16 protein-coding genes and 2 pseudogenes are annotated in these 15,895 nt (G+C 60.1%); 5 read left to right on the forward strand and 13 right to left on the reverse strand.

The window, feature by feature from the left end:
• Positions 1–382 precede the first annotated feature (382 nt).
• From KGB07_RS13885 to KGB07_RS13895, 3 genes are all read left to right on the forward strand, one after another.
• Positions 383–1,717: an acetamidase/formamidase family protein gene (locus KGB07_RS13885; protein ID WP_046043271.1), complete on the forward strand. Its 1,335-nt coding sequence runs from the start codon at positions 383–385 to the stop codon at positions 1,715–1,717.
• Between the two features lie 170 nt (positions 1,718–1,887).
• The gene (locus KGB07_RS13890; protein WP_223465654.1) at positions 1,888–2,730 is read left to right on the forward strand and encodes a DUF692 domain-containing protein; all 843 of its coding nucleotides are present in this window, start codon (positions 1,888–1,890) and stop codon (positions 2,728–2,730) included.
• A complete protein-coding gene (locus KGB07_RS13895) occupies positions 2,723–3,478 on the forward strand; it encodes a DUF2063 domain-containing protein (RefSeq protein ID WP_223465656.1) in 756 nt (251 codons plus the stop codon). Before KGB07_RS13890 ends, KGB07_RS13895 begins: the two co-directional genes overlap by 8 nt.
• Before the next feature lie 893 nt (positions 3,479–4,371).
• Here KGB07_RS13895 and KGB07_RS13900 read toward each other — a convergent pair.
• The 8 genes from KGB07_RS13900 to KGB07_RS13935 form a co-directional block, all read right to left on the reverse strand.
• Positions 4,372–4,935, reverse strand: a complete 564-nt coding sequence (locus tag KGB07_RS13900) for an NUDIX hydrolase (RefSeq protein ID WP_046042559.1) — start codon at positions 4,933–4,935, stop codon at positions 4,372–4,374.
• Between the two features lies 1 nt (position 4,936).
• A complete protein-coding gene (locus tag KGB07_RS13905) occupies positions 4,937–5,689 on the reverse strand; it encodes a GntR family transcriptional regulator (RefSeq protein ID WP_046042558.1) in 753 nt (250 codons plus the stop codon).
• A gap of 88 nt (positions 5,690–5,777) precedes the next feature.
• Entirely contained in the window at positions 5,778–6,167 is a 390-nt protein-coding gene (locus KGB07_RS13910) for a carboxymuconolactone decarboxylase family protein (RefSeq protein WP_007991919.1), read from the reverse strand.
• Positions 6,168–6,186: 19 nt separating this feature from the next.
• Positions 6,187–7,638: an NAD-dependent succinate-semialdehyde dehydrogenase gene (locus KGB07_RS13915; protein WP_223465658.1), complete on the reverse strand. Its 1,452-nt coding sequence runs from the start codon at positions 7,636–7,638 to the stop codon at positions 6,187–6,189.
• Positions 7,639–7,686: 48 nt separating this feature from the next.
• Positions 7,687–8,172, reverse strand: coding sequence for a flavin reductase family protein (locus KGB07_RS13920; RefSeq protein ID WP_223465661.1), 486 nt, complete (start codon positions 8,170–8,172; stop codon positions 7,687–7,689).
• Positions 8,173–8,184: 12 nt separating this feature from the next.
• A complete protein-coding gene (locus KGB07_RS13925) occupies positions 8,185–9,666 on the reverse strand; it encodes an aldehyde dehydrogenase (RefSeq protein ID WP_046042554.1) in 1,482 nt (493 codons plus the stop codon).
• Entirely contained in the window at positions 9,663–10,496 is an 834-nt protein-coding gene (locus tag KGB07_RS13930; protein WP_223465672.1) for an alpha/beta fold hydrolase, read from the reverse strand. Before KGB07_RS13930 ends, KGB07_RS13925 begins: the two co-directional genes overlap by 4 nt.
• Positions 10,497–10,539: 43 nt before the next feature.
• Positions 10,540–11,130, reverse strand: coding sequence for an amino acid synthesis family protein (locus KGB07_RS13935; RefSeq protein WP_007978708.1), 591 nt, complete (start codon positions 11,128–11,130; stop codon positions 10,540–10,542).
• Between the two features lie 546 nt (positions 11,131–11,676).
• On the opposite strand from KGB07_RS13935, the pseudogene KGB07_RS13940 reads away from it, so the two are divergent.
• Positions 11,677–11,793, forward strand: a pseudogene (locus KGB07_RS13940) (transposase domain-containing protein); the annotation flags it as partial.
• A 17-nt stretch (positions 11,794–11,810) separates the two neighbouring features.
• Here KGB07_RS13940 and KGB07_RS13945 read toward each other — a convergent pair.
• The 4 genes from KGB07_RS13945 to KGB07_RS13960 all read right to left on the reverse strand — a co-directional run bounded on the left by KGB07_RS13945 (position 11,811) and on the right by KGB07_RS13960 (position 14,710).
• The gene (locus tag KGB07_RS13945; RefSeq protein ID WP_046042552.1) at positions 11,811–12,170 is read right to left on the reverse strand and encodes a hypothetical protein; all 360 of its coding nucleotides are present in this window, start codon (positions 12,168–12,170) and stop codon (positions 11,811–11,813) included.
• Complete coding sequence (locus KGB07_RS13950; protein ID WP_046042551.1) at positions 12,167–13,144, reverse strand: hypothetical protein; 978 nt, start codon at positions 13,142–13,144, stop codon at positions 12,167–12,169. Before KGB07_RS13950 ends, KGB07_RS13945 begins: the two co-directional genes overlap by 4 nt.
• 9 nt (positions 13,145–13,153) lie before the next feature.
• On the reverse strand, positions 13,154–13,642 hold the full coding sequence (locus KGB07_RS13955; RefSeq protein WP_223465673.1) for an Hcp family type VI secretion system effector: 489 nt from the start codon (positions 13,640–13,642) through the stop codon (positions 13,154–13,156).
• A 927-nt stretch (positions 13,643–14,569) separates the two neighbouring features.
• Positions 14,570–14,710, reverse strand: coding sequence for a hypothetical protein (locus tag KGB07_RS13960; protein ID WP_185754826.1), 141 nt, complete (start codon positions 14,708–14,710; stop codon positions 14,570–14,572).
• A 384-nt stretch (positions 14,711–15,094) separates the two neighbouring features.
• On the opposite strand from KGB07_RS13960, the gene KGB07_RS13965 reads away from it, so the two are divergent.
• Entirely contained in the window at positions 15,095–15,454 is a 360-nt protein-coding gene (locus KGB07_RS13965; RefSeq protein ID WP_046042549.1) for a DUF6124 family protein, read from the forward strand.
• 123 nt (positions 15,455–15,577) lie between these two features.
• Here KGB07_RS13965 and KGB07_RS13970 read toward each other — a convergent pair.
• Positions 15,578–15,895 (reverse strand): annotated as a pseudogene (locus tag KGB07_RS13970) (type VI secretion system protein TssA); the annotation flags it as partial.

Consider the following 15,895-nt stretch of genomic DNA (forward strand, 5'->3'; position numbering starts at 1 on the left):
TCGCCGCTGGGCGGTGGTCGTGGGAATGTACAGGGCACCAAGCGGGCCCTGTGTGCAGTAAGTTTAGTCCGAGCCTTGTACCGCGCGGTCTGACGCGACGAAAGCAACGTTTTTCCTGCCGCTACGCCTCCCTGTGGGAGCGAGCCGGCTCGCTCCCACAGGGAGGCGTGATGTATCTCACTGTATCTCACCGGCCTTTCGATACAGTCCCGCGCAACTTCAGACCCCAGCCGAACACAGAACCGATACAAACCTGCGATGAACTGTGAAGGCCGTTTTGGCGCCGTTAAACCGTGGCGGCCAAGACTCCTTCCCTGGCCGTCGCAACCGGCGGCCGTACGCTCGACTCTGTTCCGCGCCTGATGCGGTCAAGGGGACTTCCATGACAACGCTTGTGTCTCAACCCGATCCCAACGTCACACCCGTGGATCGACTGCGGGTCGATCACTACACCAACGGCATCATTGGCCCGAGCCAGCCGATGCTCGGGCCGTTGGTCGACGGCGGTACGCTGATCACCGGTACGCCACCGGGCTGTTGGGGACCGATGATCACGCCCGCCTTCGAGGGCGGGCATGAAGTGACGCGACCGGTGGCGATCGCCGGGGCGCAAATCGGTGATGCCGTGGCCATCAAGATCAAAAGCATGCGTGTGACGTCGCTGGCGACTTCATCCGGAGTGATGAGCTTTGTTGAGGGGCGGTACAACGGCGATCCGTTCGTTTCTAAATTCTGCTCCATGTGCGGCACCGATCATCCCGCCAGCCATGTCGAAGGCATCGGCGCCGAGGCCATTCGCTGCAACCATTGTGGTGCCGAGGTCAGCGCGTTTCGTTTCAGCCACGGCTATGTGATTGTGTTCGATGCGCAGAACCAGGTCAGCCTGACGGTCAATCAGGACATCGCCAATCGACTGGCAGGTAACGCATCAGAAATGTCGGCGCTGCCGGAATTCGCCGCCCAGCATTCGATCCTGTCCCTGGCCCGTGCCGACATTCCAGGTGTTGCGGCTCACATGCGGCCGTTTCTCGGCAACATCGGCACCCTGCCATCCCGGGACTTGCCCGATTCCCACAACTGCGCCGACTTCGGCCAGTACCTGATCAATGCACCGCACCGTTTCGGCATGACCCGCGAAGAACTGCACGCGGCGAAAACCGACGGCCACATGGACACCAACTCGATTCGCGAAGGCTGCGTGCTGATTTGCCCGGTTAAAGTTCCCGGTGCCGGGGTGTACATGGGCGACATGCATGCCCAACAGGGCAACGGCGAAATCGCCGGGCACGCCACCGATTGTTCCGGGGAAACCGAAGTGGTGGTGCAAGTGGTGAAGAACCTGACTCTGGAAGGGCCGATCCTGTTGCAAAATCTCGATGACTTGCCGCCGATGGCCCGGCCAATGAACGCCGAACAACGGGCAAGAGTCCGTGAGCTGGGTGAGCGTTGGGGCCAGCACGAGATCGAACAGAGTGGGCCGATCACCTTCATCGGCAGCGGCGAGAACCTCAACCTGGCGGTGGAAAACGGCCTGCAACGCGCCGCTTCCGTTACCGGCCTGCCTTATGACGAAGTCCTCAACCGCGCCACCATCACCGGATCGATCGACATCAGTCGCCTGCCGGGCACTGTGCGTGTGACGTTCCTGTGCCCGATGAATGTGCTCGATCGCATGGGCATCGGCCATCTGGTGCGTGAGAAATACGACTTGGCCTGACAGCCAGCGGCGGGTCTGTATCACAGTGTGTATGGACTTGCTGGCGATACACACGCTGGCATTTTCCGGCACAAGTGAACACAGGCCCGATACACCGCTTCGATTAACTGTGTCTGACGGCGGGCATCCATTCGGTGCCCGCCCCCCAGCCACCGTCCGAGATCGACTTCATGCAAACCCCCGTCACTCCCGTAGCGAAGGCCAGCGTCGGCCTGGGCCTGCGCCGCGGTTTAATGAAAGACCTCCAGGCCGCACCGGCAGGCGATTTCGACTTTCTGGAAGTCGCGCCGGAAAACTGGATCGGCATTGGCGGCGCCCATGGTGCGGCATTGCGCGCCCTGGCTGAACGCTATCCATTGTCCTGTCATGGCCTGTCCCTGTCCCTGGGCGGGCCGTCGCCGCTGGACGTCGGTTTTTTGCAGGAAGTCCGGGGTTTTCTTGATCACTACAACGTGCCGCTGTACAGCGAGCATCTGAGCTATTGCAGCGATGACGGCCACCTGTATGACCTGTTGCCACTGCCGTTCACTGAAGAAGCGGTGTACCACGTCGTTGCGCGTATTCGTCAGGCCCAGGACATTCTTGGTCGGCGCCTGGCGGTGGAAAACGTCTCTTATTACGCCGCGCCTCAACAGGACATGGACGAGGTGACGTTCACCAATGCGGTGTTGCGCGAGGCCGATTGCGACCTGTTGCTGGACGTCAATAACGTCTACGTCAATTCGATCAACCACGGCTTCGATCCGCAGGTGTTTCTGGCGGGCATCGATTCGGGCCGGGTGGTGGCGATGCACATTGCCGGGCACTTCGACGAGTCCGATTCCTTGAAGATCGACACCCATGGCGCTTCGGTCAAACCAGCGGTGTGGTCGTTGCTGGCCCAGGCTTATGCCCGGTTCGGTGCGCAGCCGACCTTGCTGGAGCGGGATTTCAACTTTCCGGCATTCACTGAACTGGTGGCGGAATTGCAGACCATTCGCCGTCTGCAACAGGAGGGCGTAAACCGTGGGTAAGTCGAGTCTTTTGCATCAACAAACCGCCATGGGCCTGTACCTGCGCGACCCTGAGCACAACGCGCCACCCAGCGAAATGGACCCCGCTCGGGCGCAGGTTTATCGCGACCTGGTGTTTGCCAACCTGTCGTCGTTGCTCAGTGGCACCTTTCCGGTGCTGGTGAAGATTCTGGGGGATGAACGCTGGCGGTCGCTGGTGCGGATCTTTCTGCGGGACTACCGCGCCCGCACGCCGAAATTTGGTGAGATTGCTCAGGAGTTTGTCGAGTTTCTCGCCTCTGAATCTCTGGAGTTGAGCGATGGGCCGTGGCCGCCGTTCATGGTGGAGCTGGCGCATTACGAGTGGGTGGAAATGGCGCTGCAACAGTCTGACGCTGAGCCTCTGGTTGGCGGTGATGACGCGCTGCTGCTGGATCGGCGCTTGCAGGTGTCGCCGCTGGCCTGGCCATTGGCTTACGCCTGGCCGGTGCAGCGGGTGGGGCAGGATTACCAGCCTGATGTGGCGCCTGCTCAGCCGACGTTGTTGCTGGTGCGTCGCGCCGAGGACTGGAGTGTGAGGTTTTCTGAACTGAGTCCGTTGGCGTGGCGGTTGTTGCTGCGTGTTGGTGAGTTTCCCGAGTTGACCGGGCGTGAGCAGTTGCAAGGATTGGCGGTGGAGGCGGGGCAGGTTGGCTCTTCGGCGTTTTTCGAGGGTGGTCTGGGGTTGTTGCGGCAGATGCATGGGGAGGGGGTTGTTGGGGTAGGTTGATCTTCTTTGACCTTGGCGGCCTTTGGGCCGACCAGGTTCTTGGGTGATTGAGTACATATCCGGTTTTTTGGTAACGGCGGCTTATGGTTTCGCCCTTACGGCGAGTCCCTTTTGGCAAACGCCCCAAAAGGAACCAAAAGGTCTCGCCCCTTACGTACGGCCCCTCGCTGAGGCTCGGGGTTCCTTCGCTCCGGTATTCATCCGGGGGCATTGCCCTCCGGTCGGCTTCGCTTCGACCTACATGCAATGAGTTCGACTGCGTCGAACGGCGCTGCGCGCCAATCCCCGGATAAACACCTCCACTCAGCCTTCCGAGGGGGCGGGTGGATCAAGATCAAGAGCTGCAGGCGAGCTAACGCTCGGCCTGATGAGTGGTGAGGAGCGTGGGTGTACGCCGACCTGCCTTTGCTCTTCTGTGGGAGCGAGCCTGCTCGCGAAGGCGGCCTGCCGGCCGACCAATTTCTTTTGAATGTACCCAATCCAACTGTAGGAGCGAGCCTGCTCGCGATAGCGGCCTGCAAGTCGACCAGGTACATCACAGACGAACGACCCCAGCAAACAGGCCGGCCGGTAGGCCGCCTCGGGCGCTGTTGCGGTGTACGCCCCCTCGTGAGGCCGAGTGGAGGTTCTGCGCAGTGGGCAACCCGGCATGGATGCCGGGTTAGCCGCCCCCGGCCATGGATGGCCGATGGCGGCGGGCCCACGGAGCAGGACCGGAGCGAGGGCATGCCGAGCCACGGCGAGGCACCGAATGTCAGGGGCAAGAGCCCTTGGTTACTTGGGGCTCTTCCAAGTGACCCGCCGTAAGGGCGGAACCCTAAGTGGCCGTTACCGCAGCAATGGATATGTACACCGACCAGAAAACAGCCGAAGAAGGGGATTCTCCAAAACAGCTAGCGAATAAAGTGAATCTTCCCGCTGTCATCATTGCCCATGTAAATGCCATACACCCCGGCCTGACGCTCCTCGATATAGCGCTCAAGAATCTGCCGGATCGCCGGGTAGTAGATGCTGTCCCAGGGAATATCCTCAGGCGCGAAGAACTTGTAGTCGAGGGTCTCCGGCCCGTACTGCCCGGTGATCTCCAGCGCGATGGCGCGGAAGATGATGTACACCTCGCTGATCTGCGGCACGCTGAAGATCGAATAGGGCGAGACGATTTCCGCACGCACGCCGCTTTCTTCCCAGACCTCGCGCAAGGCCGCCTGCTCGGTGGTCTCGCCGCTTTCCATGAAGCCCGCCGGCAAGGTCCAGGTGCCAGGACGCGGCGGAATCGCGCGTTGGCACAGCAGGTACTTGCCGTCCTGCTCGATGATACAGCCGGCAATGATCTTCGGATTGATGTAGTGGATGTAGCCGCAACCGCGGCACATCAGGCGCTCGTGCGTATCGCCCGGCGGCACCTGCTGACCGAGATCAGCGCTACCGCACTTGGGGCAAAAGCTCGGGCTGAACATTTCAGCGACCTATGCGCGGTTCTTTCAGCGCGATGGGCTGGGTGATCGCCGGGATGTCGCCGGTTTCTTCCTGCTTGCGCTTGAGGTAGTCCAGGGCCACAGCCGCGGCTGCACGCACGTGGTCGACGCAAGCCTGGTGGGCGGCCAGCGGATCGCCGCCCTTGATCGCCTCGACCATGCGCTCCATTTCCTGGTTGCTCGCGCCGCGACGGTTTTCCTGGGACACCGAGGTCGCGCGCAGGTAGCTGATGCGTGCCTGCAACTGGCGCAGCTGAGTGGCCGCGACGTGGTTGCCCGAGCCTTCGAGCAGCACATCGTAGAAACCCTGCACCGAGTCGATGACCTGTTGCAGCTCACCGTCTTTCAGCGCCTTGCGGTTTTCTTCGAGGGCTTTTTCCAGGGCCTTGATGTCCTTGGCCTTGGCGCGCAGGGTGAACAGTTGCACGATCAGCCCTTCGAGTACGCAGCGCAGCTCGTAGATGTCCACGGCATCGGCCAGGGTGATGATCGCGACACGCGGGCCCTTGGCGTCGGCGAATTCCACCAGGCCTTCGGATTCGAGGTGACGCAAGGCTTCGCGCACGGAGGTACGGCTGACGCCCAGGCGATCGCACAGATCGCGTTCGACCAGACGGTCTCCCGGCAGGAGCTGGAAGTTCATGATGGCGCTTCGCAGTTTATCCAGCACGATTTCGCGCAGGGTAACGGGGTTGCGATTGACCTTGAAGCTGTCGTCGAGTGGCAGGCGTTTCATGGGGTCCGCTCTGATTGTGGCTGTCCATGCAAAAAGAACACTTCGATTACGGGAATCCATGTGCTCGGTCGGATCAAACAGCCAAGGGTTAACTGGAGGCCTCGGCATCGGCTTCGGCGAAGGCTTCACGGGCGAGCCGGAAACTGTCTACGGCAGCGGGGACACCGCAATAAATGCCGACCTGAAGCAATATTTCGCGTATTTGCTCACGACTCAGGCCGTTACGCAAGGCGCCGCGCACATGCAGCTTGAGTTCATGGGGCCGGTTGAGGGCCGAGATCATCGCCAGGTTGATCATGCTGCGCTCCTTGAGCGATAAACCCTCACGACCCCAGACATGACCCCAACAATATTCGGTGACCATTTCCTGCAAGGGTCGGGTGAAGTCGTCGGCGTTTTCGATGGAACGGTTGACGTAGGCCTCGCCCAGCACCTGGGTGCGGATCTTCAGGCCTTTTTCGTATTTTTCGTTGTTCATTTGCGTAGCTCCCGTGGGCTCAGAGGCCGCCCATCAAGGTGTATTTGAGTTCCAGGTAGTCCTCGATGCCGTACTTCGACCCTTCACGGCCCAGCCCCGAGGATTTGATACCGCCAAACGGCGCGACTTCGGTGGAAATCAGCCCTTCGTTGATCCCGACCATGCCGTATTCCAGTGCCTCGCTCATGCGCCAGGCGCGGCCCAGGTCGCGGGTGTAGCAGTAGGCGGCCAGGCCGAATTCGGTGTCGTTGGCCATCTCGACGGCCTGGGCCTCGGTGTCGAAACGGAACACCGCTGCCAGCGGGCCGAAGGTTTCTTCTTGGGCGACTTTCATTTGCGTGGTAACGCCCGCCAAAACGGTTGGCTGGAAGAAGCCGTTGCCCAATGCATGGCGTTCGCCGCCGCACAGCAATTGTGCGCCGTTTGCCAGGGCATCTTGCACATGGTCTTCCACCTTGGCCACGGCACGCTCGTTGATCAGCGGCCCTTGGGTGACGCCATCATCGAAACCGCTGCCGACCTTGAGTTGCGAAACCCGCTCGGCCAGGCGTGCGACAAAGGCGTCGTGGATGCCGTCCTGCACCAGGAAGCGATTGACGCAGACGCAGGTCTGCCCGGCGTTGCGGAATTTTGCGATCAGCGCGCCGTCTACCGCGCGCTCCAGATCGGCATCGTCGAAGACAATGAACGGCGCGTTGCCGCCCAGTTCCAGCGAGACTTTTTTCAGGGTCGGCGCGCACTGGGCCATCAGCAATTTTCCGATCCCGGTGGAGCCGGTGAACGACAGTTTGCGCACGAGTGGGCTTGAAGTCAGCTCACCACCGATGGCAATGGCATCGCCAGTGATCACGCTGAAAATGCCCGCTGGAATGCCAGCCTGTTCCGCCAGTGCGGCCATGGCCAGTGCCGAGAACGGCGTTTCCGGGGCCGGTTTGACGATGCACGGGCAACCGGCCGCCAGCGCGGGGCCGGCCTTGCGGGTGATCATCGCCGCCGGGAAGTTCCACGGCGTGATGGCCGCGACGACACCAATCGGCTCCTTGCTGACGACGATGCGCGCGTCGCCCCTGTGGCTGGGAATGGTGTCGCCGTAGATGCGCTTGGCCTCTTCGGCGAACCACTCGATGAAGCTCGCGGCGTAGAGGATTTCGCCCTTGGCTTCAGCCAGTGGCTTGCCTTGTTCGAGGGTGAGGATGTTTGCCAGGGCGTCGGCGTTTTCCAGCATCAAGGCATGCCAGCGCTTGAGCGTATTGCTGCGTTCCTTGGCGGTCAGTGCGCGCCAGGCCGGCCAGGCCTTGTTGGCGGCCTCGATAGCCAGGCGTGCGTGTTCGGCGCCGAGGTTCGGTACCCGGCCGATGAGTTCACCGGTGGCCGGGTTGAAGATGTCCTGACAGGCGCCATCCGGCGCGTCCAGCCATTGGCCATTGATGTAGGCCTGCTGGCGGAACAGTAACGAGGCTGCTGGGCTCATGCCGGCTCCTGAGTAAAGTGGTGGACCCTGTGGGATTGTGTTCAACCATCAGGCCAAAGTGGGCAACGGCCCCAGCTTGCCTTTGTGGTAGATCATCGGCGTGACCGGTTGCGCGGGCAGGATCAGGTTCTTCACCGCGCCGACGATGATCGCGTGATCACCGCCGTCGTATTCGCGCCACAGTTCGCACTCGATGATCGCCGTCGCCTTGGCCAGGATCGGGTTACCCAGTTCGCTCAGGTGCCACTCGATGCCTTTGGCCTTGTCCTTGCCTTTACCGGCGAAGGCATAGGCCTCGGCGGTCTGCTCGGCGGACAGCAAATGAATCGCGAACTGCTTGCTGTCGCGCAGCACCGGGTAGGTGTCGGAGCCGTAGTTGGGGCAGAACAGCACCAGTGCCGGCTCAATCGACAGCGCACTGAAGGCGCTGGCGGTGATGCCGACGATGCCGCCGTCCGGGTCCAGGGTGGTGACCACCGTTACCCCGGACGGGAACGAACTCATGACGTCTTTGTAAATGCCGGGTTCGATCATTTTCCAGGACTCCTAGCGCATCACGAAGGGATCAGGCATCGGCGCCTGGGACAGGTTGATCCACACCGTTTTCAGCTCGGTGTAGGCCAGCACCGAATCGATGCCGCTTTCGCGTCCATAGCCACTGTTCTTGAAGCCGCCGATCGGCGCCATGGCCGAGACGGCGCGGTAGGTGTTGACCCAGATGATCCCCGAACGCACGTCCCGGGCCAGGCGATGGGCACGGCCCAGGTCGCGGGTCCAGATACCGGCGGCGAGGCCGAACTGCGAGTCGTTGGCGATCGCCAGGGCTTCGGCTTCGTCCTTGAAACGGATGACCGAAGCCACCGGACCAAAGACTTCTTCCTGCATGATCTTCATCGAATTGCGGTCGCACTCGAACAGCGTTGGTTCGTAGAACCAGCCTTCACCCAGATTCTCTGGGCGCTTGCCGCCCAAGCGCAGGCGCGCACCTTCGGCAATGGCATCGGCCACCAGACCTTCGACCACGGCCAGTTGCTGCGCGGTGGCCATCGGGCCCATTTCGCTGCTGTCGTCCTGGGGGTTGCCGATGCGGATGCGCTGGGCGCGTTCCACCAGACGGCCGACGAATTCGTCGTAGATCTCGTCCTGCACCAGCAAGCGCGAACCGGAGACGCAGCTCTGCCCGGAGGCGGCGTAGATCCCGGCGATGGCGCCGTTGATCGCGCTGTCGAGGTCGGCGTCGGCGAAGATGATGTTCGGCGATTTACCCCCCAGTTCCAGCGACAGTTTGGCGAAGTTCTCCGCGCTGCTGCGCACCACATGCCGCGCCGTGGCCGCGCCGCCGGTGAAGGCGATCTTGCGGATCAGCGGATGGCGGGTGAGGGCGGCGCCGGTGCTCGGGCCGTAACCGGTGACGACGTTGACCACCCCCGGCGGAATCCCGGCTTCCAGCGCCAGGCGTGCCAGTTCAAGAATGGTCGCCGAAGCGTGTTCCGACGGCTTGATCACGATGGTGTTGCCCGCCGCGAGGGCCGGGGCGAGTTTGATCGCGGTCAGGTACAGCGGGCTGTTCCATGGAATGATCGCGGCAACCACGCCCATGGCTTCGTGCACGGTGTAGGCAAACAGGTCCGGCTTGTCCAGCGGCAGGGTGCCGCCTTCGAGCTTGTCCGCCAGGCCTGCGGTGTAGTGGAAGAACTCCGGCAGATAGCCGACCTGGCCACGGGTTTCGCGGATCAGCTTGCCGTTGTCGCGGCTTTCCAGCTGCGCCAGTTGTTCTTTGTTCTCGGCGATCAGGTCGCCCAGGCGTCGCAGCAATTTGCCGCGAGCGGTGGCGGTCAAACCGCGCCATGCCGGGCTGTCGAAAGCGGTTTGCGCGGCTTGTACCGCGCGCTCGACATCGGCTTCGTCGGCATCGGGCAGTTCGGCCCAAGGCTCGGCCAGCGCCGGATTGAGGCTTTCGAAGGTCTTGCCGGACAGGGCATCGACCCATTCACCGCCGATGCACATCTGGAAGCGTGCGAGTGTCATGCAACGATCCCCTTGATCTGGTTTTGTTGGGAGTGCGCGGTCTGCAGAAACTCCAGCAACAGCTGGTTGACCAGGCGCGGCGACTCTACGGGCATCATATGCCGTTGCTCGGCGAGCACGGCAACGGTCGCACCGGGAATGCGTTCGGCCAGTTGCTTGGCCATTTCCGGGGTCGAACCGGGGTCCAGCTCGCCGGTGGCGATCAGCGTCGGCACCTGGATACTGGCCAGGTCGTCGGCGCGGTACATGTCCTGGGTGGCGAACAGTTCATAAGTGGTCAGGTAACCCTGCGGGTCATTGCCGGCCAGGGTCTGGCGAATCGCGGCGATCTGCGCCGGGTTCGCGGCCTGGTATTCGCGGCTGAACCAGCGCGACAGCGCCGCTTCGGCATTGGCGTCCGGCCCGTGTTCGGCAGCCTGGCTGGTGCGGGCGATGACCCCGGCACGCTGTTCGGCGCTGCGGTTGAACACGCTGTTGAGCACCACCAGGCCCTCCAGGCGTTGCGGGTAGTGCAAGGCAAACGCCCGCGCAACCAGCCCGCCCATGGAAAAACCGATCACCGTTGCCTTGGGCAATTGCAGGTGGTCGAGCAGCTCCAGCAACTGGTCGGCATAGCCGAGCAGCGGCGTGCCGATCGAAGGGCGCGGGCTGGCGCCATGGCCGAGCATGTCGTAGGCGACGACGCGGTACTTCGTGGCCAGGCCAACGATCTGGCCGCCCCACATTTCTTTGTTCAGGCCCACGCCGTGGATCAAGACCACGGGCTGGCCTTGGCCGGTCGCCAGGTAGCTGGTGCCAGCCGGGGTGAGTTCAGCGGTGAGCCGAATCATGGAGCACTCCTACAGCCTTTTTTGTTGTCGTTTTGCTGGCCGGTTACTGGGCTTTTTCGGCAGCCAGTTCTTCCAGGTCGATGTAGCGGTTGCCGATGCGCGGGTGCAGGCGGCCACCGTCGGCGCAACCCAGGACCACGACGATTTCGTCGGCACGCGGTGCGTCTTCGATCTGCATTTCCAGGGTGATGTAGTGCGAACGCAGGCCTTCGTCGTCCTTGTGCATCATCGGGATCTGGATCGAAGTACCCGGGCCACCGCGCTTGTTGGTGAAGCTCAGGTAGCTCTTGGCCTTGACCGCTTCGCGGTAATGGTTGCCGAAGCGCAGGGTGTGGATCACCGCCGAAGCGTGCTCGATCTCGCCGTCGGCGCCGACCACCGCAGCCTTGCCGTAAGCCTCGATTTTCTCGGCACCGCCAATGATGCCCACGAGGCGCTCGACCATCAGCGCACCGAGGTCGGAGCAGTTGGCGCGGATCTGCGGTTTCAGGTCTTCGACGAAACCGTTGCCCAGCCAGGGGTTCTTCATCACCACGGCCAGACCGACCATGGTCACGGGCTTATCGGTGGCTTTGCCGCCTTCAATAAAGGTTTCTTCGACATAGCTGACGATCTTGCGGATTTCGAAACTCATGAGCTGCTCCGTAGAGGTTTTGGGTGTCTGTGCGTCTGATGGTATACCATAATACCGGAAGCACAAGTCCCCGAATGGAGTTTCTGGCTGGATGGCATGCAAAAATGTGCGCCACGGGCAGCAGCGGACAAACGGCAGGCACGGGTTTATGCCGGGCGCAGGCCCGGCATGGGGGAGAAGAGAAGGGTAAGGAAGGGGATCAGCGGTGAAGCTGCGTCAAGCTGATGCCGTGCGCGAAAAATCCGCGATATACATGATGTGAGATAAATAGCTTCACGTTCTTTTGCGCCAGTTGCAACAGAATATCAAAACAGGCCGACGTGTTCGGCCTGTAGCTCCAAACTGAATATCAGTTGCCTTCGATTTTTTTGCATCTCCCTGGATTGTCGTAGATCAGCACTCATCCCCGCAGCAGAGCGGCCCGACCATAACTCACATTGAAAGCCCGCTTAATGCAGCTGCTTTCAGGTATTCAGTTGGTTGCTTTGGTTCGGGTGCGTCAGTGCTGAATGGGCAGCGCTATGCAGCCTAGGGATCAAGGGGGCGGCACGTATGAATGGGCATGATTCATATGCCTATCTCAAAGATGTGCTGATTCGGCTACCGACATATCGGGCGAGCGAGATTGGACAACTGTTGCCGCATCGGTGGATGCCGACCTGACTTATAAGGTTCAGGGGCTATGCATAATGGGAAATGACCAGCGCGGCGAACAACACGATGTGAATGCCCAACAGGCTCACCAGTAACCGCCTCATCCGCGACGGGAAGCGTTTCACTTCATTGAAGTCAATCAACCCCCTGCGCACGAAGACTTTCGGTATGGCCAACACCATAGAGATCAACCCAGTGCGCATGACCTTGCCCAGCAAACCTGCATGCTGGAATGCATTTTTATTGCCGGTCACGAAGGTGCAGTTCGTCAGCAATGACTCAAAGCGCTCGGTGTACTTATGCGCAACGTAACACTGCACGACGATGGCCAACACCATAGGGACGATGATCAGCAGCGCAACCAGTCCAGGGTCGACTTCATTCACTCCGATACCTCACGATACAAAAAGTCACCCAGCACCTCGCCTCTGTCGCTACCGATGTCACCGCCGATCTTACCGCCCACCGCACCGCCTACCACAGCACAAGCCAGTGCTCCTGGGCCGCCTGTACTAACCCCCAGAACGACTGCACAAACAGCAGTCCCTGCCATACCGCCCAGATACCCGCCGGCGCTGCCGCCCGCCAGGCTACCCATCAATGTCGAGCTTTCGACATATCTGGCGCGGCGGCATTGGTCCTCTCGGCCCATCGTGCAGGCTTTATGAATCGACAAACCTGTGGATGCCACATCCAGCGCAGTACCGATATACGTGCCTTTCTTGACCAGATTCGACGCTTTGGCAACGCCAGACACTTTGTCGGCATAGCCGGCGATCTCGCCTGTATGGAGGTAGCTATGGGTCGAAATGCCCAATGCCTGCTTGATCTTTCCCAGGTTACGTAACCCTGAGCCGTACGCGGCAATGTTCCCCAACTGTTTTTCGAGCTTCATGAACAAAGTGGTGCGCTTGGCGTAAAACGCGTCGCGGGCACTGAGGGTGCCAGAGCCGAGGTAATCGCGGTGTAGTTTCTCGATCTCCTCAAGTGTGGCCTTGATATTTTCCAGATGCTTGCTCCATCCCTCGCTGGCGGCACCAGCTCCCATTGAAGCGTTGGCCAGCACGCTCTGCAGCAAGTCGAAGTGTTCCAGAAAAAAATCGTCCGCCTCCACCCCGCTAGTCAGCAGCCCCGTGTGCACCTGAGCCGCCTTGGCCATCAGGAACGCTTCGTGGCTGGTGCAAGATGGCGTATCGGAGTCGCCCACAATAACCAACTCCCCGGCCATGACCACGCTGTTGGCAATATGCACATTCAAGACATCGAACTTGCCTTTGGCGTACCCCGACACCGGTGTACTAGCTTTCAACGACTGGTACGACTGGGTTCTTGGGTTGATGAAACTGCGTGCTTCAGACATTGCCTTACCTCACGCGTACTTCTTGTTGTTGATCCGATCCCAACCCCCCGCCACATTACCGCCACCACTACCATCGGAACGTTTCTGCCGGGTGTAGATGGTTTTGATACGCCCGTAGTTCAACTGAATGACTTCGATGGGAACGCCCGAACTGGCGTTCTGCGAGTAGTCGGCAATGATCACCTCTTCCAAGACAATTTCGTAGTACTTAAGCTTGTCCGTGCCCGCCCGACAAAGCACGAGCTTCACTTCCTTAAAATGTTGACCCGCACAGCTTGCTTCCAGCAGCTTGCAACTGGCGATGTCGAGAAACTTGGTGAAGGTAAAATTGGTCAGGGTCGTACGCCCTGAGGTTGCACCGCCAGAAGAGCTCGCGGTGGCAGAGGTGCTTTGATTGACGCCGAAGTTGTAGCTCGTGATCTCGATCCAGTTGGGGTACTGCTCATCCAGCGCTTTGCCAGGGATTTCGTCGATTTGTATGAAGGCGTCGAAAGCCATGCTTACCTCTCCTTGGTAATGGTCGGGTTGAAATCTGATGAATGGTTATGACACTTTGTCTCACCAAAATGTTCCCTGACACAAAGGCGCCAGCCGTACCAGATAACGCCGTGGGCGCTCGAGGTTAAGAACTAGCTCTCCGCAGGTTGCTGCGCAGCGGCAAGCGCGTAGCCGCGATTATGAGTTTGATTTAGTCGGCCCTGCTGGCGTAGCGGGCGAGTGAAATTGCGGAACTGATACCACATCTCTGGTATCTGGCTTAGTCACGCAAGGTGAATCAGCCATACGCTTACTATGGAACAGCAAATCACCTGGATCATTGCCGTTATAGGCTTTGTCACCTTGTTAGGGATCTTTTGGAGAATGCAAGGGGGGGCGGACCAATGAACCTTCGAGCCATAGGCATCGTCTTGATTGCAATTTTCAGCTCGTTGTTAGCGTTGGCGAGCATTAGCGATTTCAGTGTCGCGTTAGGCATATTGGGGGCGATTGCAGGATATCTATTCGGTACAACAACGGACCCTAAAAAAACCGTAGTCCCCGCTCAGCAGGTCTAGTGACTGTGATGGTTCGAGTTTCCACCGATATCCAAGACAGTCCCTGTTGCGTTGACGTCGCCATTCACCTACAGGTTGCCGTATAGAGTGACCTGCGGGATATCCAGAGTCGCTGAAGGTTCTTTCACCATCACCGGTTCACCGGCTTCAAACGTGATACTCCGGCTGCACTTCACAAGCAACGCTCCACGCAATCTAGCGTCATCACCCCGGCCGCACGGTTGCCAGCCGCTGCCAGCGTCACGATGCTTCCTCTGACCAAGTTGAGTCGGCCCATGGCGGTACAGGCGCTCGTTTTTCGGTCGCCGCTGGTCGTGGCCTTACTGGCACTGCTGGGCACAGCAACCGTTACATCATTGACAATGGTGTACTAGATCAGTTGTTTGGTGGCCGGTTCCTTGTGCTTGACTTCAACAGCCTTGGGCACTTCCCGGATCTGGTCACGCAGAGTGACGTTGGTCAGATCTCCGAGGACCATGTGCGCTACCGGTACCTTGGTTGGCTTACTCAAGCACCCACGTTGTAATTTTTTCGCATTGAAAAACTTCAGGAACGCGGGTGTTTAAATGTTGTCAGGCTTACTCGATGAAAGCTACAAGACCTTGCGCCGTTGCCTACGGTTACGCCAGAATCCGCCGGCTTGTGCGTCTTGGGGCTGGCCTCTATCGTTTCCCTGCCACTGCCCATCAGTGGTCGGGTTTAGTCGCTCGCGTTAACTCAGTTGTGCATGCATCTGTCTTGCAGGTCTTTCATTACCTGTAATTGATGGTGACTGTACGCAGGGCGCCCTCGGGCGCGCCGGATTGCTGAGTTTCCCGGTCGACTAACCTGCGTACAGTTGCCTCCCTTTCGTTTAGTCGCAAGAGGGGTGGCACACCAACAGGAAACTCAGCATATGTTCAAAGTAACGCCCAACCCGCCGGACACCGATCCGGTATCCCCGTACGAACCCGATTCAAACAAACTCAACGAAGCCGCCAAGCGCGCCCTCGATTTCCACTTCCCCTCGTCCGCCGATATCAAAGCCACGCCGCGTACGGTCAGTACCTTGTTTACCGTCGACCCGCAGGTTGATACCGAAACCTTGGTGGTTTATCTGGTTGAGACGCTGGCCTCGGTGGATGTGATGGTTCACCAGTTGGTGGATCACTTGGACGGTGGATCGCGCAATGCGCTGCTGGGGATTTCCAACAGTGTGATGTTGGCGGAGATTACGGCGAACCGGGTGCTGGATCAGATTGATCCGCCTGCGTAGGTGCAGTTCGTTTGAATGAGTGGGTGCTCACTGTGATGTGCGGTGGTGTCTTTTTTTGGGGGGCTGCTGCGCAGCCCAGCGGGAGCAAGCTCCCTCGCCACAGGTTTCTCGGCGTTTGAACAATCAGGACTTCGCTTCCTTCGTCCCCAGCACATCCCGGATGTTGTCCACCACGCTGCTGTCCTTGATCACATCGTTGAGCCAACCCTCGAGCGGCATGTTGCCCCATTTGATCGCCCGTTCGATCAGGTAGGGGACGGGGCTCTGGGGTTCGGTCTGCTTGAAGAACTGCGCGATGCCCGCCAGCAGGGTGAATGCCTCGTCGCGAGTTTGCGGGGTGGTGCGCAGCGGTGTGACGGGGATGTCTTGCTGGGTCTGGGTCATTGCGGCACCTGCAGGTTGTGCGCCAGCGTTTTCGGCGACGGTCGGGGTGGGCGCGAC

It is taken from the genome of Pseudomonas sp. GL-RE-26 (assembly GCF_019956275.1).
GTDB classification, from domain to species: Bacteria; Pseudomonadota; Gammaproteobacteria; order Pseudomonadales; family Pseudomonadaceae; genus Aquipseudomonas; species Aquipseudomonas grandcourensis.